The 22,359-nt window shown below is 43.3% G+C and carries 20 protein-coding genes; 11 read left to right on the plus strand and 9 right to left on the minus strand.

Going from position 1 to position 22,359, the window contains the following annotated elements; all coding sequences use genetic code 11:
- The first annotated feature begins 3 nt into the window (after positions 1 to 3).
- On the plus strand, positions 4 to 2,352 hold the full coding sequence (locus ABDD94_RS06625; RefSeq protein WP_345955174.1) for a GAF domain-containing protein: 2,349 nt from the start codon (positions 4 to 6) through the stop codon (positions 2,350 to 2,352).
- Between the two features lie 80 nt (positions 2,353 to 2,432).
- Here the strand turns inward: ABDD94_RS06625 and ABDD94_RS06630 are convergent, their stop codons facing one another.
- The 3 genes from ABDD94_RS06630 to ABDD94_RS06640 form a co-directional block, all read right to left on the minus strand.
- Complete coding sequence (locus ABDD94_RS06630) at positions 2,433 to 3,095, minus strand: phosphatase PAP2 family protein (protein ID WP_345955175.1); 663 nt, start codon at positions 3,093 to 3,095, stop codon at positions 2,433 to 2,435.
- Between the two features lie 217 nt (positions 3,096 to 3,312).
- Complete coding sequence (locus ABDD94_RS06635; protein ID WP_345955176.1) at positions 3,313 to 4,458, minus strand: lysylphosphatidylglycerol synthase transmembrane domain-containing protein; 1,146 nt, start codon at positions 4,456 to 4,458, stop codon at positions 3,313 to 3,315.
- Between the two features lie 35 nt (positions 4,459 to 4,493).
- Entirely contained in the window at positions 4,494 to 5,912 is a 1,419-nt protein-coding gene (locus ABDD94_RS06640; RefSeq protein WP_345955177.1) for an alkaline phosphatase family protein, read from the minus strand.
- Positions 5,913 to 6,199: 287 nt separating this feature from the next.
- Here ABDD94_RS06640 and ABDD94_RS06645 point away from each other — a divergent pair, with 287 nt between their 5' ends.
- On the plus strand, positions 6,200 to 8,791 hold the full coding sequence (locus ABDD94_RS06645) for a BamA/TamA family outer membrane protein (protein ID WP_345955178.1): 2,592 nt from the start codon (positions 6,200 to 6,202) through the stop codon (positions 8,789 to 8,791).
- An 82-nt stretch (positions 8,792 to 8,873) separates the two neighbouring features.
- On the opposite strand, the gene ABDD94_RS06650 is transcribed toward ABDD94_RS06645, so the two are convergent.
- The 4 genes from ABDD94_RS06650 to ABDD94_RS06665 form a co-directional block, all read right to left on the minus strand.
- Positions 8,874 to 9,236 carry a response regulator gene (locus ABDD94_RS06650; RefSeq protein WP_345948313.1) on the minus strand — a complete coding sequence of 121 codons (363 nt, stop codon included), beginning with the start codon at positions 9,234 to 9,236 and terminating at the stop codon, positions 8,874 to 8,876.
- 241 nt (positions 9,237 to 9,477) lie between these two features.
- Entirely contained in the window at positions 9,478 to 9,849 is a 372-nt protein-coding gene (locus ABDD94_RS06655; protein WP_345955179.1) for a response regulator transcription factor, read from the minus strand.
- A 130-nt stretch (positions 9,850 to 9,979) separates the two neighbouring features.
- Complete coding sequence (locus ABDD94_RS06660; protein WP_345955180.1) at positions 9,980 to 12,568, minus strand: PAS domain S-box protein; 2,589 nt, start codon at positions 12,566 to 12,568, stop codon at positions 9,980 to 9,982.
- Between the two features lie 99 nt (positions 12,569 to 12,667).
- Positions 12,668 to 13,507 carry an MBL fold metallo-hydrolase gene (locus ABDD94_RS06665; RefSeq protein WP_345955181.1) on the minus strand — a complete coding sequence of 280 codons (840 nt, stop codon included), beginning with the start codon at positions 13,505 to 13,507 and terminating at the stop codon, positions 12,668 to 12,670.
- Between the two features lie 169 nt (positions 13,508 to 13,676).
- Here ABDD94_RS06665 and ABDD94_RS06670 point away from each other — a divergent pair, with 169 nt between their 5' ends.
- The 9 genes from ABDD94_RS06670 (at position 13,677) to ABDD94_RS06710 (ending at position 20,415) form a co-directional block, all read left to right on the plus strand.
- Positions 13,677 to 14,177 (plus strand): DinB family protein, encoded by a 501-nt coding sequence (locus ABDD94_RS06670; protein WP_345948309.1) that lies wholly within the window; start codon positions 13,677 to 13,679, stop codon positions 14,175 to 14,177.
- Between the two features lie 57 nt (positions 14,178 to 14,234).
- The gene (locus ABDD94_RS06675; protein WP_345955182.1) at positions 14,235 to 14,519 is read left to right on the plus strand and encodes a hypothetical protein; all 285 of its coding nucleotides are present in this window, start codon (positions 14,235 to 14,237) and stop codon (positions 14,517 to 14,519) included.
- 227 nt (positions 14,520 to 14,746) lie between these two features.
- Complete coding sequence (locus ABDD94_RS06680) at positions 14,747 to 16,372, plus strand: arylsulfatase (RefSeq protein ID WP_345955183.1); 1,626 nt, start codon at positions 14,747 to 14,749, stop codon at positions 16,370 to 16,372.
- Between the two features lie 69 nt (positions 16,373 to 16,441).
- Positions 16,442 to 16,948: a MarR family transcriptional regulator gene (locus ABDD94_RS06685; protein WP_345948306.1), complete on the plus strand. Its 507-nt coding sequence runs from the start codon at positions 16,442 to 16,444 to the stop codon at positions 16,946 to 16,948.
- Between the two features lie 78 nt (positions 16,949 to 17,026).
- Positions 17,027 to 17,407 carry a hypothetical protein gene (locus tag ABDD94_RS06690; protein WP_345955184.1) on the plus strand — a complete coding sequence of 127 codons (381 nt, stop codon included), beginning with the start codon at positions 17,027 to 17,029 and terminating at the stop codon, positions 17,405 to 17,407.
- 49 nt (positions 17,408 to 17,456) lie between these two features.
- A complete protein-coding gene (locus tag ABDD94_RS06695) occupies positions 17,457 to 18,278 on the plus strand; it encodes a DCC1-like thiol-disulfide oxidoreductase family protein (protein ID WP_345955185.1) in 822 nt (273 codons plus the stop codon).
- 6 nt (positions 18,279 to 18,284) lie between these two features.
- Positions 18,285 to 19,196 carry a TIGR01777 family oxidoreductase gene (locus ABDD94_RS06700; protein WP_345955186.1) on the plus strand — a complete coding sequence of 304 codons (912 nt, stop codon included), beginning with the start codon at positions 18,285 to 18,287 and terminating at the stop codon, positions 19,194 to 19,196.
- A gap of 240 nt (positions 19,197 to 19,436) precedes the next feature.
- Positions 19,437 to 19,934 (plus strand): SRPBCC family protein, encoded by a 498-nt coding sequence (locus ABDD94_RS06705; RefSeq protein WP_345955187.1) that lies wholly within the window; start codon positions 19,437 to 19,439, stop codon positions 19,932 to 19,934.
- Positions 19,906 to 20,415 carry a hypothetical protein gene (locus ABDD94_RS06710; protein ID WP_345955188.1) on the plus strand — a complete coding sequence of 170 codons (510 nt, stop codon included), beginning with the start codon at positions 19,906 to 19,908 and terminating at the stop codon, positions 20,413 to 20,415. The genes ABDD94_RS06705 and ABDD94_RS06710 overlap by 29 nt, the downstream gene beginning before the upstream one ends.
- Here the strand turns inward: ABDD94_RS06710 and ABDD94_RS06715 are convergent.
- Together ABDD94_RS06715 and ABDD94_RS06720 are read right to left on the minus strand one after the other, a co-directional pair.
- Complete coding sequence (locus tag ABDD94_RS06715; protein WP_345955189.1) at positions 20,387 to 21,457, minus strand: acyltransferase; 1,071 nt, start codon at positions 21,455 to 21,457, stop codon at positions 20,387 to 20,389. The two genes, ABDD94_RS06710 and ABDD94_RS06715, sit on opposite strands and share 29 nt — an antisense overlap.
- 152 nt (positions 21,458 to 21,609) lie before the next feature.
- Entirely contained in the window at positions 21,610 to 22,251 is a 642-nt protein-coding gene (locus ABDD94_RS06720) for a porin family protein (protein WP_345955190.1), read from the minus strand.
- Between the last annotated feature and the right edge of the window lie 108 nt (positions 22,252 to 22,359).

The raw sequence follows: 22,359 nt of genomic DNA on the forward strand, positions 1-22,359 counted from the left end.
TCAATGCAGAAAAAATCATTTTATATTAATAAACATCTGGCCGGGCACGACCTGGTAGAAACTGCTTTATCATTCAAACCATTTGTAAATCATTTACAAAAGCGACGGCCTGCAGATGATACCATCAAAGCAAGGTTTTACAGCTTTGCGCTGGAGCATTTTGAATCGGAGACTGAGGATATAAAGGTGTCTTCTGACGAAGGGGTACCGCCCAATGAGCATGCGCTGGAATTAATATACAGCGCACTGTCGCCAGTGTTGCTTAACGAGGAAGAATGCTATTGGGCGTTAAGTACACCGGTACCTAACCAGATATTGTATAGCACCGACTCTTTTTATAAGCTTATTACCAGTAAGGATATCCGCGAGGCATCATCATCCATTATCACTAATGATGATATGTTTCGTAAACAGCAGCTGGAGTACATTTACAGGCTTATTTTAAAGCGCCTTTATGGCTTTACCTCTGCACTTAGCAACAATATATACTACTCGTATGTAAACGCCGATACGGGCCTGAGCAGGTACTATCATATTAATATTGATACAGCCTTTATTGAAATTGAAGTAAAAGGCAAACTGCCCGAGCTCGATTTCGAAACCATAGAAAATTACCTCCACGAGGACACCAGTGTAGAGGTACTTACAGAAGTATTGCCTTTAAGCTTGTTTAAGTTTGAAGGGTTTTCGGTTATTAGTTTGGAAGACGTAACCGCACGCAAGGCTATCGAAGATATACGCGATGCCATTACCGATCCGGTGGAAGACCAAAAGGAACTTTATCGCAATGTTATTCAATCGCTCAAAACGCTGAGCGAAAGCAACCATGTTTGTTTTGGTTTATTGCCATTTATAAAGCTTAATGGTCAGCCGCTGTTTGACTTGTCGTCTTGTTCTGAGAGTATTTTGATGCAATCGGCCCGAAAATATGGTGTAGCCGAAGAGACCTATAATGCGCTGGTAAGCCGGTACGAGAAAGAGCCTAAGGCCGTATTTTTCAGTTCTATTTCGGAAACCAGGCAGCAAAAATTTTTCTTCCTGAAAACGCTACGTGATGCTGGTATTAAGTCTTACGCGGTTATTCCGGTGTTTTATAACAAGCATATTGCCGGGGTAATGGAGGTTTATTCTGAAAAGGAACTGGTGTTTTATGAAAACCTGCTTTCCAGGTTAGAGTTTGCCATTCCGCTAATTGCACAACTCCTGCAAAACAGCATTGAGTATTTTAATGCTTGTATTGATGATGTAATCAGAGACAAGTTTACCTCCTTGCAGCCAGCCGTGCAATGGAAGTTTAATGAAGTGGCTTGGGAGCAGATCAAGAACCCTAAGGCCAGGCGCAGGCGTACCTCACAAACACTTATTGAGTTTAAAGATGTTTATCCGCTGTACGGAGCTATTGATATACGTAATTCCACCATCGAGCGTAATATAGCGCTGCAGAATGACTTGAAACGGGTAATAAAATTACTGCTTAAAATACTGCATATTTTGGAAGACCGGTATCCCGGAAAGCAGTGGCAACCGCTGACTGAAAAAGCTAGTGACTGGTTGCAGGTAGTTGAAAAGCAAGTGAACACCAGTGATGAAATGCTGATCAACGAGTTCCTGGAAAGTGAGGCGGGACTAACGCTGGCCAATTTGAGAACGGAGCATCCCGAATCGGGCGAGATTGTTGACCGTTTCCTGGAGATGATTGCACAGGATTGCGAAGGGCCTGCTTTTACGCAGCGTAACCGCCTGGAAACAGCCATGCAAATGATTAACGCTACTATAAGCAATTATTTTGAACAGGCCGAAAAACAGCTGCAGCAGATATACCCTTGCTATTTTGAAAAGTTTAGGACGGATGGTGTGGAGTACGACGTATACGTTGGTCAGGCTATAGCACCTAAGCAGCCTTTTGCCCCCGATTTTTTGAAGCAGATGCGCATGTGGCAACTCACTTCAATGGTTGAGGTATCGAGGCTTACGCACAATCTACTTGATCATATGCCGGCTTCGCTGCAAACTACCCAGCTTATATTCATACACAGCGTACCTATTGATATCAGCTTCCGTAACGATGAGCGTCGGTTTGATGTGGAGGGGGCTTATAACATCCGTTATGAGGTTATAAAAAAGAGAATTGACAAAGTGCTGTTAAAGGATAGCGATGAGCGCCTAACCCAACCCGGCAAAATAGCACTGGTGTATTTTACTGAGGCTGAGGCCGATGAACAACTCACTTACATTAAACAGCTGCAAGCTCAAAAGATGCTTCAGCCCGAGGTTGAAAAACTTGATTTGGAAGAACTGCAAGGTGTAGTTGGCTTAAAAGCTTTAAGGGTTAGCATAAACTTTGAAGAATAAACTTTACCTGTTGCTAACACCGGTAAAAGCAAAAGAGCAACCCATTGGGTTGCTCTTTTGCTTTTATGTAGAGTTTAAACTTAATTGCCTGAGATGAAAACCGGGTTAGTTTCTTGCTGCGATAATGCTAATGCTTTGGCACGGCGCTCCATGCTTTTACGATACATCATCTTTTGCAGTTTGTGTGTTAAATAAGCTGAGCCAGAGCCAACCAGCATACCGCACAATACATCACTTGGATAATGAGCGCCCCGGTACATACGTGAGTAAGCAGTTGCCGAAGCAAATGCAAAGCTTGGCGCAATCACATACCATTTAGGGTAAGCTAAACTTACAGATGTAGCTACTGAAAAAGCGGTTGATGTGTGTCCGGATGGGAAAGAATAATCGCTTGGTGAGGTATTACCCTGTAGCATCACTTTATCTCCCCAGGTAACAAATGGCCGTGGGCGTTGTATGCTGTTCTTCATAAAGAAGGTAATGGCTGTATTACCCACTAAAGCTACACCCGTGTTTAAGGCGGTTTGCTTTAATTTTTGATCGTGTGTGGCTATTCCGGCAACAGCAAGTGCAAGCGGCGTTGCCGCAGACATATAAATGGCATTGTTTGAAACAAATTTCCAGCTCGAGCTTTGGTTGCCGTTGTTAGGGTTAAACTTGTTTAATAAGCTGATGTCCCAGTTTTGCGATTTAACGAACGACGCCTGGAGTACGAGCATCAACACAATAAGTTTAAATTTCATCTATTTTAAGTAAAAGGGGTTACTAAGTATATGTACTATCAAATAACGACTTACTATAATAATGAAAGGTTGGTTAGCGTAACTTAGGTTTTCAAATCAACCTATAAAGGTTGTGTTTATAAAATTAACTAAAAATTAACAGTTTCAAAATATATTTTCAAATAACCTGAAGACTGTAAACGATTAGCGCTGCGTTTAATTGTGCTGAATCTTACTATTAAGCAGCGCCATCAGTTTTTACCTGTGTACGGTGTTGCTGTTGTGTTTGTTTCCTTAAAAGATTAATTACTGTATAAGCACCTATTATGGCCGGGAAAAAGAGTAGGAACGAACGTTGCAATAATGTAAATATAGACAACAGGCCTGAAGGTACGATTTTGCCGAATAGTACTGATATACTTACCTCAGCAAAGCCGCTGCCGCCAGGGCTGGGGGCAAAGTAAATCATAAACTGAATAAGAATTTGTATCGATATTACCTGAACTAAACTGGCGTTTACCCCCAAACCTAGCAAAATTACATACTGCATGCAGTACTTATTCATGTACAGCAGGGTAGTAATAATTAAGCTCAATGGAAAAAGGAAAGGATGTTGCTTAATAATTACGCTACAAGTTTGCTGATATTTAGAAATATTTAAAAAAGATCTTTCAGCCCAAACTTCGAGTTTTTCACGGCGTTTAGGGAAGATAGCTGATAGCCCGTTTGCAATTTTTTTGATGATAATACCAACCCAAACCGGTTTCCAGAAAGCTAAAAGAAAAGCCAGCAAAAAGATGAGGAAAAAGCTGAAACCGTATTTTAACATGGCAGGCACTATACCGCTTACGTAACTGGTATCCATTAGCATAATGGCCACAAAGCCTGCCAGCGGCATAAATATAAGCGTAGCGCCCATGTTAATTAGGCTTACGGCAAAGGCATCAATAAAGGTAACACCATTGCTGGTGTATACATAAATCTGCGCCGGGCCGGCACCGCCGTGGGCGGGTGTTACTGCACCCATAAACATGTTGGCCACATTGGCTCTAAAACTTACCCAATGTGATACAGCCGGATTAAGCTTACGTATATAAATGTGATTACGCCAGCTGCCCAGCATCAAATCAACAAACAGCATTACCAAACAGATGGCAATGTATTTATACGAGATGTGTTTTAACGCCTCAATAGTTTGGCCCGTGTTGTTGTAAAAAAAGATGCCGGCTATGGTTAATACCGTAATTAAGGCAAACCATAAGCTGCCTTTAATTATTAACTTTTTATTAAACACCGACTGTGCTTCCTGCTTGCCTTCGGCTTCAATTTGCGTTTCTTGCTGGGGCGTTAGCGCAACGGGTTTGGCTTCGTTTGTGTCCGACATATGTAGTCGCTAATATATTACAATTTTAGTGCAGGTTAATATAAAGCTTCACCTTCTGATGCTTTAGGCGTTATGCCTTTCCATTTTAATATCGAGTTAAATAGATCGGCAGTACGGGCAGCGTGTGTGTTCCAGTTTTTTTGGTTGTAAATAAGCGGCACGTTAATGTGTGATTTATGCAGCGAACCATGTGAGCCCAGGTGTTCAGGGTATTCCCAAAAGTCGCGCAGGTCATAACCCACACGGGCGCTTATCACAATATCGCCGGCGCGGCGGCTCTGAAACAACTGGTAAATTTGGTATAACGAATCAGGATAATCGCTTTCGAAAGTTTCCTCAAGAGCAGCCCGATGGCCATTTACGCTGATGTCTTTACCTAACTTTAGCGGATCGGCACTTTCAGGCCGGTAATTGAACGTTTCGCCATCAACTTCTATAGTGGCTTTTCCGTCCGAATTATGTACTACAAAGCTTTCTTCCCGGTTGCCGCGGTAAATGGCAAAGTCTACCGCTTTTTCGGCAATGAGGCTGTTTAAACGGGTGCTGCCCATGGCAGTCAAAATCTCATTCTCGCGCAGTACATGATCGCCCTCATGGTTCAGCAGGTGAATACTGCCGAATGAGTTGCCCGATATCATTACGGCCGATTTAGGATTGCTTTTCCATATTGTTGGATAGTAAACAGATTTTAAGCCATGGTTGGTCATCCAGTCGCCAAGGTCTAAATGCTTATCGGTAGGGGTAAGGCCATGGTCTGAGGTCATGATGAATAAGGTATCATCCCACCATCCTTTCTTCTCCAGCAGCGCACGCACTTCGCCTAAGCTGTTATCTACAATCTTATAAGCTTCGATGGTACGCTCATCACGCACATGATGATAATGCGAATCCCAGTCTACACTCGGAAACACGGCAAATAAAAAGTCGAAATCCTTGCCCGAGTGCAGCATATCCATAATACGCTGGTGGCCTTGCAGGTCAACCGGGTGATGCCGTTTCCAAAAATGTGCGCGGGTGTATAATAACCCTTTTCCCATCTTACCTAAATCATACTCGTCGGGTACGTTGCGCGTAATCATGTTGTACAGATTGTACGATTCGCCCATCAATTCAAATAGGGTAGGCTTATCGGCCGGCATATCGGTGTTGAACCAGGCCGCTTCAGGTCCGCAGTAGGAACGCATGGCATTTTTGTTCCAGCGTGTACGTTTAAACTCTTTTTTATCAAACCAGCGTATACCGGTAATACCCATAGTGCCTGGGAAATGCCCGGTTAAAAATGGCAAATAAGCAGGTCCGGTAGTTGAAGGAAAACAGGTGGTGGCTTTGCGGATAGTGCCCTCGTCAATAATCCTTTTTATATTGGGTAGTATACCTTGGTTTATCAGTTCGGGCATTATTTCGCTGTGGGCGCCGTCCGCCAAATAAAACAAGGTTCGTTTTTTATTCTGCATTCAATCAAAAGTTCTTAAAAGGATTAAGCGTATCTGCGCTAATTAAGCCGTGCTCAGGCAATGTTACAAATGTAAATTTATCGGCTCAATAATAAAGCCCATAAGTTTGTTTATACGTTATTTGTGTTAGTATATTACAGCACGTCTAAAATTTTAATGAGTTTTTAATAAATTTTTTACACATCGTTGCTTCGGCTCTCACAAAATCAACCTTTTAGTGTTAATGTTGAAGTTTACAAGCAGCTAAACATAAATTAACAGATACTTACAAACGGTTTATCACTAAGATGCCCTCATACAGACATTATTTACCTACTTCGTTATTAATTTTGGCGGGTGCCATTATAGCGCCTGTTACCAGTATTTCAGCACAAAGCAAACCTAAAGCCGACAGCATAACCATCGCCGTAGCGCCGGACTATAACCGCGTGAGCGGAGTTCATCGTTTCCTTCTGGGCGAAAATTATCGTAAAGAGTGGGGCACACCCGTTAAACTGCGTATTGTTAACCTTGCCACCGAAAAGGGCGGATTGGTTATTGAAGAAAAAGGAGGCGGCATGCAAACCAAATCGCTGCGCTTAAAAGACAAAACAGGGCAGGAGTGGGTGTTGCGTTCGGTACAAAAGTATCCGGAGCGTGTTTTGCCGCCGCAATTACGTTCGGGCTTAACCAAAGCTATCATTCAGGATCAAACATCTACCGCTAATCCTTTTGCCTCGTTAACGGTACCGGTTTTGGCCGAGGCGCTGCAGATAAAGCATTCTAACCCGGAAATAGTTTATATAGGCGACGATCCGGTACTGGGTAAGTTTCGTAAAGATTATAAAAATGCGGTATATCTGTTTGAAGAACGTGAACCGCTCGAATCAGACAATACCGATAATACCAAAAAGGTACAAAAGAAGCTACGCGAAGATAACGACGTTCGCGTTGACCAAAAGCTGGTTTTAAGGGCACGTTTGCTTGACCACGTTTTGGGCGACTGGGACCGCCATGATGACCAGTGGCGCTGGGATAAAGCTAAAGACAAAAAGGAAACAGTTTATACACCCATCCCACGCGACCGCGACCAGGTCTATTACAAAACATCGGGCGTGCTGCCCTGGATTGTATCACACCAGTGGTTAAAAGCTAAGTTTCAGCCTTATAGTGACAATGTACGCGATGTTGGTGCCTGGAACTTTAACGGCCGTAACTTTGACCGGTACTTCTTAAATGAGCTGAGCGAGAAGGATTGGAAAGAACAGATTGAGTACGTACAAGCGCATTTAACCAATGAGGTGGTTGATAAAGCCATGCACCGTATGCCGCCAAAGGTATATGCCCTATCCGGTAAAAAGATAACCAAAACTCTTTTGGCACGCCGTGATAACCTTAATAAGATAGGCATGGAGTATTACCGTTTTTTGTCAAAAACAGTGGATGTGCCGGCAAGTGAAAAGGATGAGTTGATAGAGGTAAAAATGCGCGACAGCGGCCGGGTTAAGCTGGTTGTTCGGAATATTAAGAAAGACAACACGGTGGGCCGCGAAGTATACGAGCGTACGTTTAACCCCGATGTAACCGACGAAATAAGGGTTTACGGTTTCGGTGGTGGCGATAAGTTTGAGGTAACCGGTAGCGTTAAGTCGCCTATAAAGGTTAGAATGATTGGGGCAACTGGCAGCGTAGATACGTTTGTGGTAAGCAAGGAGGTTGATAATAAACACAAGCTCTATGTATATGACCGCAAGGATGAAACTAATGTATTGCCAGACCGCAGCTTGGCACGTGTACGCACCGGAGCCGATACCACAGTTACGTATTTTGACCGCAAAAACTTCAAGTATGACCGGCCCGAACCCATTGTATTTGCCCGGTATAATAATGATTATGGTGTTATACTAAGCCTAGGGTACGCCTATACCAAGCAAGGTTTTAGGAACGATCCTTATGAATGGCGGCAGGAAGTGATAGCAAACTATGCGTTTGGCCGTAAATCTTTCCTGATACGTTATAACGGTGATTTTAAGAATGCAATTGGCAATAATGACATTATAGCGCATCTTACTTCAAGAGGTCCGCACAACATCAGTAACTTCTTTGGTGTTGGCAACGAAACTTCGTTCAATCCGGATAATAACGGTATCCAATTGTTCCGTAACCAGTACGACCATATATATGGCGATGTACGGCTGGCACATACTTACAATAAGGTTAAGTTAAGCGCCGGTGTAACCGGACAATTTTATTACGCAGATGCTACCGAAAATGTAAATCGTTACTTGGGTATTTACAATTTGCAAAATCCGCAAGAACAGGTGTTTGGTACTAAAACTTACGCAGGTTTAATTACCGGTGCAGAAATAGATACCCGGAATAACCAGTTACTAACCTCAAAAGGTGTTTATTGGAATACTACTTTAAGAGGATTGCAGGAACTAAGCCACCGAAACCAGCGGTATGCGCAGTTGCAAACAGAGTTTAGCTTTTTCGTTAACCCCGATCGTGATTCGGTATTTGTAATTGCAACCAGGTTGGGTGGCGGAACTACCTTAGGCCATGCCGAATATTTTCAACAGCTAAAGCTGGGCGGGTCAGATAACCTTCGTGGTTTCCGTACGTGGCGGTTTACTGGTAAGAGCATGGTATATAACAATATTGAAGCGCGTTTAAAAGTACTCGATTTTAATTCGTACCTGTTTCCGGGCAGCTTGGGTATTATTGGCTTTAATGACGTAGGCAGGGTTTGGACACCAGGTGAAAAATCGTCACAGTGGCATGATGGGTATGGTGGCGGTATCTTCCTGGTTCCGGCCGAATTGTTATTGATTCAGGCAACCATAGGCCACTCTAAAGAAGGGAAATTTGTATACGTTAACTTAGGTTACAGGTTTTAACAGTAACGAATCATAAGGGCATACAGGTTGTTAAAGCCTGTTTGCCTTATATATATCCAATAAGTAACAAACTAACCTTTGATTAATTTAATCTCAGGCAGTTGTTAACAGTATCTATAAATTCGTTAAGATCAAAAGGTTTTGCGATCACCGCATCACAACCGAAACTAAAGAAATCGAGTTTGGAGGTGTAAGCCGAAAAGATAATGACCGGTATTTTATGTAAGGATTTGTGCGATTTAAACATGCGGCATATCTCGCCACCATTGTCATCCATCAGTTTATAATCCAAAATAATTAGATCGGGCTTGTAGTCTTCAGCTACAGTCACTATAGATTTACTCTCTGATGTGCTTTTAACCTCAAATTGCTCGTAGGTAAGAACTTCATGCACTATCTCCAGGATATCCATATTATCGTCAAGTACCAAGATACGTTTCAACATATTGTCAGCTTTAAAATTAAAAAGGCTGAGAGGTTGTGCATAAGCATAGTGTTACGCTACGCTGGAGTACGGGAAGTGCTAAAATGAGTCAGATTTTTTAATTAAAACAAAACTACTAAAATTATTAATATTAGGAAGCTTAGTTTAAAATTAAGAGGTATGCGCACAAATTTTAAAATTGTAAGCTAGTACTTTACGCATTGCCTTATTAATAGGGATGTAAGGCAGTTATAATAGCCTTTTATACAAACGAAGGCTGGTTAGAAAGCATTTCTATCTTACTCACTAGCTCCTCCATATCAAAAGGTTTAGCTAAAAAGTCGTTGGCTCCAGCTTCCAAAGCCGATTCCTTAATGTCTTTACTGGCCGACACCATAAGCACCGGGATATGGCGGGTGTCTGCTTTAGATTTTAACTCCTTACAAATATCGCGACCATCACAGCCCGACATCCATATATCCAATACTAAAACATCCGGATAATCATCCTGAATAGCCAAAACATCGATACCGTTATAGGTAGAAGACACCTCGTACCCGTAAAATTCAAGAATCATTTCTACCGCATCTACAATTCCCGGATCGTCGTCTGCAATCAGTATTCGCTTTGCCATGTTATCATTAGGTAACTACAAACTTAAATAATTGTAAAATCAGTTAAAAAATTATTTAAAAATAATTGTTGCAACTTGTAAAATAAGTAGTAGAAGGCTTTTGTGATATACGTTTGGGACTATATCAGTCCTAGCGGTGTAATGGTAGTGAAATGCAAAAGGTGGACCCTTCACCTACAACAGAGTTAACCCAAATTCGTCCTCCCTCGCGCTGTATAATTTCTGACGATATATACAGCCCAAGGCCCAGCCCCGGAAAAGTGTGTTGCTTATCGCCGCTTACACGATAAAATTGCTCAAATACTCTGTCCTTTTTATCGGCACTTATGCCAATACCAAAATCTTGCACGCATAAATTCAATTCATCACCTTCAACGGTTGTTTTGATAATGATTTTATCTGCAAGTGGCGAGTACTTAATGGCGTTGGTTATTAAGTTAGTAATTACCTGCCCTATACGGTCTCGGTCAGCGTAAACTGTAATTCCGGGTTGCAGTTCGGTAATTATTTGGTGTTTTGTTGTAGTACGTTGTAAGTCTTCAATCAACTCACCGGCTAGTGCACCGAAATCAAAATAGTCGTCATTAAACTGCAGGCGGCCCGATTGTATTTTAGTGACATCCAGCAAGTCGCCAATGAGGCTGGTTAAGCGGTCAACCTGGGCATTCATTTTGTTGAGCATGTTTGCCTTCTTTTCATCGCCCTCGCGCTGAAAAACAGCTTGCAATACTTGCGTATAAGCCTTTATGCTGGTTACCGGTGTTTTAAGCTCGTGGCTGGCTATGCCTATAAACTCGTCTTTTTGCTGCTGTAATTGCTTTTGCTCGGTAATATCCACGCAAGCGCCTATATAACCTTTAAAAAAGCCTTCGGCACTATACTGCGGGTTGCCCGTACATACCACCCAGCGGGTAGTACCATCTACGTGTTTAAGCCTGAATTGACATTCGTGAAATCGCTGTGCCTGAAAATCCCCCTTAAATTTATTGGATGCAAATTCAAGGTCTTCAGTTGCAATAGAATTGAGCCAGCCGGCACCAAGATGTGCACTCAGTTCTCTTCCCGTCCAATTGATCCACACTTTATTAACGTAAGTAATGCCGCCTTCATCGTTACACATCCACAAAGCGGCAGGCGAAGCAGTGGTTATAGCCCTAAATACTTCTTCACTATCAATAAGCGCCTTGCGAGCTTCAATCTCAGGCCTTAAATCGCGCACTACCGACGCGTTGCCAACAGGTTCGCCCGTTGCTGTGTCTCTTAAAAGCAAGGTTGTTGCAAAGCCGGGAATAGGTTCGCCGGTTTTAAAGTTGCGGTACATTACCTGCCCTTCCCATCGCCCCTCTTTTAACAAAGTAGGGTTAATGACCTGATCAATCCTTTCAACCTCAGCCGGCATTACATATTCTGCAAGATGACGTTTCGCTCCTTCCAAGCTGTCAAAGTCCATCATCCGTACGCCTGCATGGTTAAGGTAAGTTAATTTGCCGCTCCAGTCGCTCAGGCTAATAAAATCGTTGCTGTTTTCAATAAGCCATAAAAGTTTTTGTTGCTCCTGTCTGGCTTCGGCTTCAGCAGTTATATCCTGTACAATACCTGCAAAATGCACAGGCTTACCGTTTTCAAAGGAATATCTGCCCAGCACCTTTGCCCAATGTACCGAGCCATCGTTCCATACAAAGCGTGCCTCGTAAAGTAACTTGCCGGTTTTCATCGCTTCATCATAAGCTGCCTGGCGTAGTTGCCGGTCATCGGGATGTACGTAATCTATAAAGGCATTGCGTGTAATGCCTGTAGTGTCGTTTCCGGTTAAAGTTTTGGCGAATAAGGGTGTGTAGGTAATATTATTAGTAGGCAGGTGAATTAAAAAGCTGCCCGCGTCAATATTTTCTAAGGCGAGCTGAGCCAGTTGCTCGGCAGTATGAGCTTTTTCATCAGCTATTACCTGACTGCTAATATCTTGGGCAATACCTGAAAAACGAATAGCTTTTCCTTCTTCGTTAAAATAAGCCTTGCCTCTGCAATGCAGCCAGCGCAGCTGTCCATCCTCCACGCCAATGGTTCTGAACTTTATGTTATACTGACCGCCCGACTGCGGGTTGAGTGCCCAGTTCACTGCCCCGTCAACCATGAGCTGGTCATCAGGATGCATGCAATTTAAAACCTCGTCATAAGCAACCACATCATCTTTCGAAAACCCGAAAAGCTGTTTAACCCGGTCGTCCCAAGTTACTAACTGATGTTGAAGATCTAAATCCCAGGTTCCGATACCGGCAGCTGTAAGTGAGAAAGCCAGTTGCTGCTCGGCTTCATCAGCACGCTTACGGGCCAGTACCAGGTCCGTTACATTGGTAGCTGTATTTAATATTGCCCAAACAATGCCGTCTTTATCAAATAAAGGCTTGTAAGTAAAATTGTAAAAATAATCTTGCAAAACGCCATCTACAACAAGCTTAACTAAATCTTCCTTAGCTTCATAAGTAGTACCGCTGCTGTAAACGTCTTGCAGGAGCTGATGAAAGGGCTGGCCATCCAGTTCGGGTAGGGCTTCATGCAATGTCTTACCTATAACCGAAGCCTCCTTACCCCATGTGCCAACAATCATAGCCTTGTTAGCAAAATGTATGCGCATCTCGGGGCCGGTGTAAAGCCCTATAGGGGTGGGCGATTCCTCTATTAACGCACGAAGTGCAGCAATATCATTCTGTAGGGATTCCATCTAATAGTTTAACAGGGCATGTCTGCATTCTCACTTTATCAGAGATAAAAAGCATGTCCACATAGATACGGATAATATATTTTGGGGGCTTAAAGAATTTTAAAATAAAGAATACTGCATGGCCCGGGGTGATAACGGCTGATAGTTTTGCACTGCTATAGCAGCATAATTGTTATTGGTGATCATAAAAACCGGCGATTCCTCATAGCGGCTGGCCACATGTACCTGCGTAACACCTGCATGTTCAACAAAAAGGTTACGTGCCAGTTTAGGGCAGTTATTATCTTTAGATAAATGCGACAACAACACATGGCTCATAAAGTCGGGTTTATGATTGATGAACAAGTCCAGCGCCTGCCGGTTGGATAAGTGACCGCGCCCACCGGTTATACGCCTTTTTAAATGATAAGGGTAATTACCCTGTGCCAGCATTTGCTCGTCGTAATTAGTTTCTAAAAAGGCAGCATGGCATTGCTTAAAATGTGTGATAAGATGCTGGCAGGGTGCACCTATATCGGTAAACACGCCTACATTAATATCATTGTAAGACACAACGAAACTATGCGGCTCGGCAGCATCATGGAATTTAGGGAATGCCGATATGGTAAGGTTGCCTGCCTTTACAGGCTCGTAGCCTCTAAAAGTGCGTACCAAATGCTGCTCTAAAAATAAGCGGCCATATTGCATGGTGGCATGGGTAATATATACCGGCAACTGGTATTTTTTAGAAAGCACAGCAACGCCGCGAATATGGTCTGAGTGCTCATGCGAAATGAATATAGCTTTCACTTTTTGCATAGAAAGGCCCAGGCGTTGCATGCGTTTTTCGGTTTCGCGGCATGATATGCCTACGTCAATCAGCACAGCCTCATGCTGATTGCCCACATAGTAACAGTTGCCGTTGCTCCCTGAGTTAAGTGAAGTAATGTATAAAGCCATTTGCAATTACAAAGTAACCGGTTTTTGGCCAAAGTAATTAAGGTTTGATTAATTTATTTTCAGAATGGATTTTAGAAAACTGATTTATAATGGTTTATTTATTCTAAAAAAATTAGTATGTCTATTACTATAAAATGTTCACTTTTAACATCTCAAAATTAACCTCATCATGTATCATACCATCAGCGATTTTTTAACCGACTGGCAAAACGAAGCAGCTAACACCGCCAAGCTGTTTTCTTACATTACCGAAGATGCCAAGGCCATTAAGATTCACCCTAAAATTCGTACGCTCGAGTTTTTGGCCTGGCATATTACCGAAACCATAACGGAGATGGGCAGTAAGGCCGGGTTGTTTGATGACGACTTGCTCGAACACCAGTCCATACCTGCCACCTTTGCCCAAATTGCCGCCGCTCATCAAAAGTACAATGCGCAATTAGCCGAAAACGTGAGCAGCCGGTTGACAGATGCTGACTTACAGGATGAAGTGAATATGTACGGCCAAACCTGGACTAAAAGTACCGTACTATCCGTACTGGTACAGCATGAGGCGCATCATCGTAGCCAAATGACGATTATTATGCGCATGGTAGGCTTGCCTGTACCAGGCTTATACGGCCCCTCGCAAGAGGAGTGGGAAGCAATGGGCATGCCTGCAATGCCGTAACCAAGGGCAAACATTTTGCGGGCTGATGCGTCTCTGTGTAAGTACCAATTTATTGCTATGGAAACTTTTGAAATACCAGTTGGCCCAAGCCAGCGCCTGCTTAAAATTGAACCGCAAGGAACTACCAATACGTATAAAATTTTTGCTGCCGACAGGGCACAGGATTGGATTGACCACGAACAGGCCCGCTCGGTAGATATACCAGATGATGGCTTATTAGGAACCATAACTGTACGCAGCGACCGCGATTTTGATTTTGAAGGCGGCGGCGCTTTCTCCGGAGATGAAATATTGGGTATTGCCGCACAAATTACGTTGCATCCATCTTTCCAGCAACAATAGCTTTAGTGGCTAAATATCTTTTCGTTTACTTTTATTAAAAGCATTAGCCGCTGGCCTTACTTTGTGTATATCAGCAGCGGCTAATGCTTTACTCTCCATTTTTCTGCGTAAATGCAATTACGTGCGCAGGTGCTAAGCTTTCAACTGTCCTGCTCTTAACTGGTTTGCTGGCTAAATAAGTACACCAAGTATTTATATTTACCATCAACCAATCATAAACGAGTTTTATGCAATTTAAATCTTTACTAATCCTGGCTGGCTTGCTGTTTTCAGGTATGCCATCAGTTAGAGCCCAACACAAACCCGGAAAACCGGTTAAGAAACCAAACATCATTATTATACTGGCCGATGATATGGGCTATTCGGACATTGGCTGCTTTGGAGCTACCACACAAACGCCCAACCTTGATAATATGGCCAAAACCGGGTTAGTGATGACCCAGTTTTATAACGCTTCGCGCTGCTGCCCCTCGCGCGCCTCTTTGCTTACGGGGCTTTATCAGCACCAGGCCGGCGTGGGCGATATGGTAAATACACGTAAGGAACCAGCCTATCAAGGTTATCTTAACAACAACTGTGTAACCATTGCCGAAGCGCTGAAAGGCAGTGGGTATAATACCTATATGGCTGGTAAATGGCATGTTGGTACAGCGCCACAGAACTGGCCTGTAAAACGCGGCTTCGACCATTACTTCGGGCTTATAGATGGAGCCGGAAGTTACTTTAATCCCACTAACCCATACCGGCCCAACCAGCACCTTACTGTGGCGTTAGATGATCAGCCGTATACGCCCGAAAAAGGTTTTTACGCTACCGACGGTTATGCCAGCTATGCGGTAAAATACATAAGGGATAATAAAAGTAGCGGTAAGCCTTTCTTTTTATACATGGCTTTTACCGCCCCGCACTGGCCGCTTAATGCATTGCCCGAAGACATAGCAAAGTACAAAGGCAAGTTTATGGCTGGCTGGGACAAAGTGCGCGAGCAACGCTTTAACCGCATGAAACAGTTGGGCGTTATCAATAGCTCAACGCAGCTATCGCCACGCGATAAGAATGTACCCGACTGGAGTAGCCTGAGCGAACAAGAGAAGCAGGCCTGGGATGAAAAGATGGCTGTTTACTCGGCCATGGTTGATCGTATGGACCAGAACATTGGCCGCATACGCCAGGCATTGAAAGAAACAGGGCAGGATCAGAATACAATCATCATGTTCATGTCTGATAACGGCGCCAGTAGCGAAAGTATTCGCGGTAATGGCTTTACACCCGAAATGATTGCCGCCAGTCAAAAGCCGGCAAGTGATCCATCATCATTTACAGCCTATGGCTTTACCGGTGCTAACGTTAGTAATACCCCACTAACATTATTTAAGCACTGGGTTTATGAGGGCGGTATAGCTACGCCTTTTATTGTAAGTTATCCTGCGGTTATTAAAGCGCACAAAAAAAGCGAACAGCCCGGGCACATTGTTGATTTAATGGCTACCTGTTTGGATTTGGCAGGAGCGAAATATCCTAAAACCTATAACAACAATGCAATTAAACCAACCGAAGGCATAAGCCTGTTGCCGCTTATAAAGGGGCAAATCTGGAAAGGGCATAACGCACTGTTTTTTGAGCACGAGGGTAACCGGGCCGTTAGGCAGGGCAACTGGAAACTGGTGTCGGAATACCCAGCCAACCAGTGGCAATTATATAACATAGCGCAAGATCGCTCTGAGACAAATAATCTTGCCGCAAAATATCCTCAGAAAATGAAAGCGCTGGAAGCACTTTATGAGCAGTGGGCTAGTCGTATCGGCGTTATTCCTTTCGAGAAATTGGATAAGCGGAAAGGTGATGAGTTTTAATTAATAAGTGCACTGAAAAAAAAGTTTCAATAAGTTTTGAAAGTTTAATAAGAAGTTCTACATTTGACTATGGAATTAGCGGAAGCGAAGCGGAAGTTTATTGAGGCCTGGGGCAAGTTAGGATCAGAGTGGGGGATTAACCGCACCATGGCACAGGTACACGCGCTGCTGCTGATGTCGCCCGAGGCTATGACCACTGAAGAAATTATGGAGGCGCTAAGCATATCACGTGGTAACGCCAACATGACCCTTCGCGACCTGATAGGATGGGGACTTATAGAAAAGCAGCATAAAGCGGGTGAGCGAAAGGAGTACTTTTTTGCCGAGAAAGACACTTGGGCAATAGCCAGGCAGGTAGCTCAGGAGCGTAAAAAGCGGGAGCTTGATCCGGTACTTAAAATATTGAATGAATTATCCACTGTAAAAGGCGATGAAAAGGATCCGGAATATAAGACCTTCAAAAAATCTGTTGGCGATATTAGCAAGCTGGCCGGCAACGTGAACAAGACGTTGGAAACCATGCTCAAGGCCGAGGAGAACTGGTTTTGGGGATCAATTTTTAAGATCTTTAAATAGGTCTTATTTTTTTGACTCAATATTTCATAAATTACTGAAAATACAATATATATTATCTTAACTTAAAACAATTAGATCATGAACTACTTCATTTTAACTTATGCCATTTATTTACTGGTTAGTATAGCCCTCACCGTATGGGTAGCCAAGGTGCTGTTTAAAAACGGCCGCATATTTTTAGTCGATATTTTTCACGGCAACACCCCCCTGGCCGATTCTGTGAACAAGCTTTTGCTGGTAGGCTTTTACCTGGTAAACATAGGTTATATAAGTTTGGCGCTCAGAGAGGGCGGTTCTATAACCGATGCACGGGTTTTAATAGAGGTGCTGAGCCGCAAACTAGGCTGTATCATTCTTATTTTGGGTGCCATGCACTTTCTTAATCTTATCGTATTTTTTAAACTGCGCAACAAGGCGCAACTTAACAAGCCGGCTAAATTAAGTTATGTAAAGTTGTAAGGTATCCTTGGGCTTAATCTTGTTATACGCCTGAATTAACTAAGCGATCATGAAAACACTGCAAAACCACATCATTCTTTACGATGCCGAATGCCCTATGTGTAAAGCGTATACCCGGGCCTTTACACAAACCGGTATGCTGAATGCCGACGGCCGTGCCAGCTACCAGCAAATGCCCGAGGTTGCCTGCCCGGTAGTTGACCGTCAGCGAGCCGTAAATGAGATAGCCCTTGTAAACACGCAAACCGGCGAGGTAACTTATGGGGTCGATAGTGTGTTCAAGGTATTAGGTCATGCCTTTCCGGTATTTATGCCATTATTTGCATTCGGGCCGTTTGTTTGGTTAATGCGTAAAGTATACGCCTTTATCTCTTACAACCGCCGGGTTATTATTCCGGCTCCACATAAAGGTGAGCAAGGTTTACAGCCAACGTTCAGGTTAAGCTACCGGTTACTATACCTGCTGTTTAGCTGGCTGGTGGTTGGCTTTATATTAACTATTTACACGCACCGGCTTACCGGTCTCGTTCCGTTAGGTAACGTGTATCGTGAGTACATGATATGTGGTGGGCAAATCATTTTTCAAGGTTTGATCGTTAGCCTGTACATGCCCGCTAAACGGTGGGACTACCTGGGTAACATGATGACTATATCACTGGCAGGTGCATTATTATTGTTACCTGTTTTATGGATAGGCAAATGGTTGGCATTCAGCGCATGGTTATATACAGCAGGCTTTATGGGCGTAGCCGGATTGATGCTTTTAGAGCATATTCGTCGCACACAGCTACTTCAATTGGGCTGGCTGCTTACCATCACGTGGGTAGTTTACCGGTTACTGGTGTTGTTTCTTATCTTTAAACTCAACTAAATCATTATGTATCATAAAATAATATTGGCAGGTGGCAACGGTTACCTAGGTACTGTACTCGCTAATTATTACCAGTCATTAGCTGAGCAGGTTATCATTTTAAGTCGCAAGGCCGCCCCTGCAAAGGGTAACATTACAACGTTGGTTTGGGATGGCAAAACCGAGGGTGCATGGACTACAGCTTTACAAGGCGCTGATGTAGTGATTAATCTTTGCGGCAAAAATGTGAACTGCCGCTATAATGAGCGCAACAAGCAGGAAATTCTATTATCCCGTATTGTGCCTACCACTTTGCTGGGTAAAGTGATTGAAAACCTTGCACAGCCTCCAAGGTTATGGATCAACGTCACATCTGCTACTATTTATCGCCATGCCGAAGATCATCCGCAAGACGAAGCTACAGGAGAAATAGGCGAAGGATTTTCTGTAGATATATGCAAGCAGTGGGAGCAAAGCTTCTTTAACTGCCATACCCCGGCTACCCGTAAAGTGGCTCTGCGCATGGGTATTGTATTGGGCCGCAGCGATGGTGTTTTCCCGCGGTTGCTTAACCTGGTAAAGCTGGGTATGGGCGGCAAACAAGGTAACGGGCAGCAAAAAGTAGGTTGGGTGCATGAGCACGACGCAGCCAGCATAACCCATTGGCTTATGGAGCATGATGATTTAGATGGCACAATCAATTGCACCGCACCTAATACTGTTGGCAATGCCGAGTTGATGCGTATTATCCGCAAAACCTATGGAATGCCGTTCGGTTTGCCGGCCCCTGCATGGCTGCTAGCCATAGGTGCAGTGGTTATTGGTACCGAAACGGAGCTTATCCTTAAAAGTCGTTGGGTGGCGCCTAAACGTTTGTTAGACGCGGGATATCGGTTTCAATTCGGTAACGCTGAAGCAGCAGTTAGGGATATAATATAATGAAGTCATCAACAAAAGCTTTTTTGGTTATAGCAGTGCCCTTATTGTTCGCATTTGGTGTGTATGCCGTTTTTTTGTTCAAAGGTCTTTCAGCTTTAATGGGTATAATGACGGTAAGTTTCCTGCTGCTCGTTCCCTGTGCACTACCTTTAATTTCTACGCCTCCTAGTGGGCAGGCCGGATCATGAAGGATATTCAGAACAATATATTAAAAGTGATTAAACAACGCGTAGAGTAACCATGCCAGTAATTACGTTACAAACCTTTATACAAGCGCCCGTTGAGGGATGCTTTGATCTGTCGCGCAGTATTGATCTGCATCTGCAATCTATGCAGCAGCATAGCGAGAAAGCAATAGCAGGTGTAACCAGCGGACTGATTGGACCTGGAGATACGGTTACCTGGAAAGCCCGGCATTTTGGCCTGCCTTTTACCATGACTGTGCAATTAACCGAAATGAAATATCCGGTTTATTTTGTAGACCAGATGGTAAAAGGGCCCTTCAAGTGGTTCAGGCATTACCATGCTTTTCGGGCGCAAAATAACGGCACCTTGATGACCGATGAGTTTGTTTTTAAATCGCCTTTAGGCTGGCTGGGCAAAATAACAGACAAACTTGTGCTCCATAGCTATTTGCAAAAAATGCTGCAGCAACGAAACGATTTTATCAAGCGTGCGGCCGAAAATTCACCAGTAAATCTTTACCATCATGAACTTAGTACAGCAACAACTGCGTAGCCAAATCAAAACATACGTATGGATCATTATCATTGGCTTGGCCATTAGTGGCCTAACAGCCTTCCCGCTAGAGAGTGAACTGGCCTGGCTAACTCATCATTCAGGCGCTTTGCCGGTGGGTATGCAAAAATGGCTCAACATGATTTATGAGGCTATCCGCCAAACAAACCAGCAATATCCTTACCTGAGTTATGGTACCGATTGGCTTGCGTTTGCACATGTGGTACTGGCAATTTTATTTGTTGGCCCATTGATTGACCCGGTTAAAAACATTTGGGTGATACAATTTGGTATGATTGCCTGCGTGCTGATCTTTCCTTTAGCTTTTATTGCAGGCCCCATTCGCCACATACCCGTTTTTTGGCGTTTTATTGATAGCTCATTTGGCGTAATATGCTTTATACCGCTGTGGTTAACCTATCGGTCGGTTAAAAAGCTGGAGAAGTTGCCAGCTAATTCCCAATCAATGTCTTTCCTTTAGTCAGGTTTATAAGTCTGATCACGATTAGCGTAATGCCATACGTAACCAAAAAGAATAGAAGCTTATACGCTATATAAGCGCCCAGCCCTATCTCATTTGCCTCAATATGTAACGGCCTTAAAATCTCGGGCGTTAAAAAAACCAGAATGATGGGATGAATCAGATAAACGCCGTAAGTACTTTGGCGGGGTTGTAAGTAATTTAAACCTTTTATGGTTCGCACTTTAAGCAGTAAGGTGAACACTGCTAAAGAATATAAAATGTTACTAAAGCGCAAAGTGTTAGTGGCATGTCCGCTATGGATAGAAGTTAAAGCATAAACCTCAAAATTAGCCGCCAGGTAAGTAACTATTATTGCTAATACAGCTACAAAGTAGGGTAACCCGTTTACTGCAGCCTCAACCTGAGGCCAGTACTTGCGCAACTGGGCACCTAACCATAAAAAGAAAACGTAGCCCAATATAGCGGTTGTATGAGCAGGGTTAATCCACGCGTAATAGGCGTTTACGCAATAAAATAAGGTGCATGCCAGTAGCGCTATGCCAAACCATTTACTATATAAATGCTTTTTAAAAATAAGCAGTAGGGTAATGCTCACCATAAAGTTAATAATAAACCAATAATTGGTATACAGATAAACCTGCTGTATTTCCTGCCATATATTAGGCCAGTTAAACCGGTCATCATGATACATATTGGCTTTTACTTTCAGATTGATTGCAAAGCACACAATAAACAGCACCGACCAAAATAGCCACGGGCTGAACGTGTTACTAAAACGACGTTTTAAGTATTGCCAGGGCGTGTAATCGGTAAATTTATCGCCAATTAAAAAGCCAGCCAGCAAAAAAAAGGTGATGGTGCCAAATTTGGTTAACTGCGTAAGCAAGTTGTAAGCCGTTACCTTAGCAGTACCCGGTGTAAGTGCAACGCCGGCGCCTAAAACATGTTCCGCTACAATGGCCATCATAGCTATACACCTGATATGGTCAATAAAATCGTAATTGTGCTTTTTAGGCGCTTCGTTAACTAAGTTTTGCATAAATGTAAAGGCTGTGCGGCACGTAAAGTATCTGGCCCGGCAAAAATATAATCCTTTAACGCATTTTCATCGCTTTTAAGTTGGAAGTGTTTAAATAAAAAAGCCGCCTGCAAGGCAGGCGGCTCGAGGTAACGGCTAATATATATAAGGGATTAGAACTTAAAGCCCAGGCCAATTTGCCAAACCTGGTTACGGTAATCCGGAACGCCCGAAGATCCGTTCGGATTATTCTCTTGAAAATCTATGGTATAACGGCCGCGCAAATCTACATTGCGGTTCAAATCAAGCTGAATACCTATTACGCCGCCTACAAAGGTTTTATCGCCGTTGTAAGAGTATTTTTCTTGCTGTATTACATCAAAACCGTCATAATAAGTATTACGGGTATTCATCAGGAATGACACCTGCGGTCCAACCAGTACATTAAAAGCAGGAGCAAGCTTCAGTTTTGCTAAAATCGGCACGTCGATAAAGTTGGCGCGTTGAGCAAAATCGCCATAAGCGGTATTAGCACGGTAGCCTTTTTGCGAGTACAATATCTCGGGTTGAAAAGACAGTGGGTAAACAATGGGAATGTCGACAAACAGACCAAAGTTAGCGCCCAGCTTAGTATCGGTACTAAAATCGGAGTTGCGTGAACTCACCGTGTTGGCAATGTTCAACCCACCGGTTAAGCCCACACGCGGCTGATAAAAATCGTCGGATGAGCGCTGTTTGCGATAACCCCGGCGTTGTGCATCGGCAGTGCCTACTATAAGCAGCACCATGGCTGCCAGTAATAATTTTCTTTTCATGAGTTAGTTTTTAATTCATACTTGAATGCTTTATAGATTCAATTAATACGCATTGGTTTATTTGAGCGGTAAATAATTTTGTTTAAAATGTTTAAACATTAAGTACGT

The organism is Mucilaginibacter sp. PAMB04168, from assembly GCF_039634365.2.
Lineage (GTDB): Bacteria > Bacteroidota > Bacteroidia > Sphingobacteriales > Sphingobacteriaceae > Mucilaginibacter.

Coding starts and splice junctions, on each gene's coding strand:
- ABDD94_RS06625 (WP_345955174.1), top strand. CDS start 4: ATGCAGAAAAAATCATTTTATATTAATAAACATCTGGCCGGGCACGAC.
- ABDD94_RS06630 (WP_345955175.1), bottom strand. CDS start 3,095: ATGAAATTTAAACTTATTGTGTTGATGCTCGTACTCCAGGCGTCGTTC.
- ABDD94_RS06635 (WP_345955176.1), bottom strand. CDS start 4,458: ATGTCGGACACAAACGAAGCCAAACCCGTTGCGCTAACGCCCCAGCAA.
- ABDD94_RS06640 (WP_345955177.1), bottom strand. CDS start 5,912: ATGCAGAATAAAAAACGAACCTTGTTTTATTTGGCGGACGGCGCCCAC.
- ABDD94_RS06645 (WP_345955178.1), top strand. CDS start 6,200: ATGCCCTCATACAGACATTATTTACCTACTTCGTTATTAATTTTGGCG.
- ABDD94_RS06650 (WP_345948313.1), bottom strand. CDS start 9,236: ATGTTGAAACGTATCTTGGTACTTGACGATAATATGGATATCCTGGAG.
- ABDD94_RS06655 (WP_345955179.1), bottom strand. CDS start 9,849: ATGGCAAAGCGAATACTGATTGCAGACGACGATCCGGGAATTGTAGAT.
- ABDD94_RS06660 (WP_345955180.1), bottom strand. CDS start 12,568: ATGGAATCCCTACAGAATGATATTGCTGCACTTCGTGCGTTAATAGAG.
- ABDD94_RS06665 (WP_345955181.1), bottom strand. CDS start 13,507: ATGGCTTTATACATTACTTCACTTAACTCAGGGAGCAACGGCAACTGT.
- ABDD94_RS06670 (WP_345948309.1), top strand. CDS start 13,677: ATGTATCATACCATCAGCGATTTTTTAACCGACTGGCAAAACGAAGCA.
- ABDD94_RS06675 (WP_345955182.1), top strand. CDS start 14,235: ATGGAAACTTTTGAAATACCAGTTGGCCCAAGCCAGCGCCTGCTTAAA.
- ABDD94_RS06680 (WP_345955183.1), top strand. CDS start 14,747: ATGCAATTTAAATCTTTACTAATCCTGGCTGGCTTGCTGTTTTCAGGT.
- ABDD94_RS06685 (WP_345948306.1), top strand. CDS start 16,442: ATGGAATTAGCGGAAGCGAAGCGGAAGTTTATTGAGGCCTGGGGCAAG.
- ABDD94_RS06690 (WP_345955184.1), top strand. CDS start 17,027: ATGAACTACTTCATTTTAACTTATGCCATTTATTTACTGGTTAGTATA.
- ABDD94_RS06695 (WP_345955185.1), top strand. CDS start 17,457: ATGAAAACACTGCAAAACCACATCATTCTTTACGATGCCGAATGCCCT.
- ABDD94_RS06700 (WP_345955186.1), top strand. CDS start 18,285: ATGTATCATAAAATAATATTGGCAGGTGGCAACGGTTACCTAGGTACT.
- ABDD94_RS06705 (WP_345955187.1), top strand. CDS start 19,437: ATGCCAGTAATTACGTTACAAACCTTTATACAAGCGCCCGTTGAGGGA.
- ABDD94_RS06710 (WP_345955188.1), top strand. CDS start 19,906: ATGAACTTAGTACAGCAACAACTGCGTAGCCAAATCAAAACATACGTA.
- ABDD94_RS06715 (WP_345955189.1), bottom strand. CDS start 21,457: ATGCAAAACTTAGTTAACGAAGCGCCTAAAAAGCACAATTACGATTTT.
- ABDD94_RS06720 (WP_345955190.1), bottom strand. CDS start 22,251: ATGAAAAGAAAATTATTACTGGCAGCCATGGTGCTGCTTATAGTAGGC.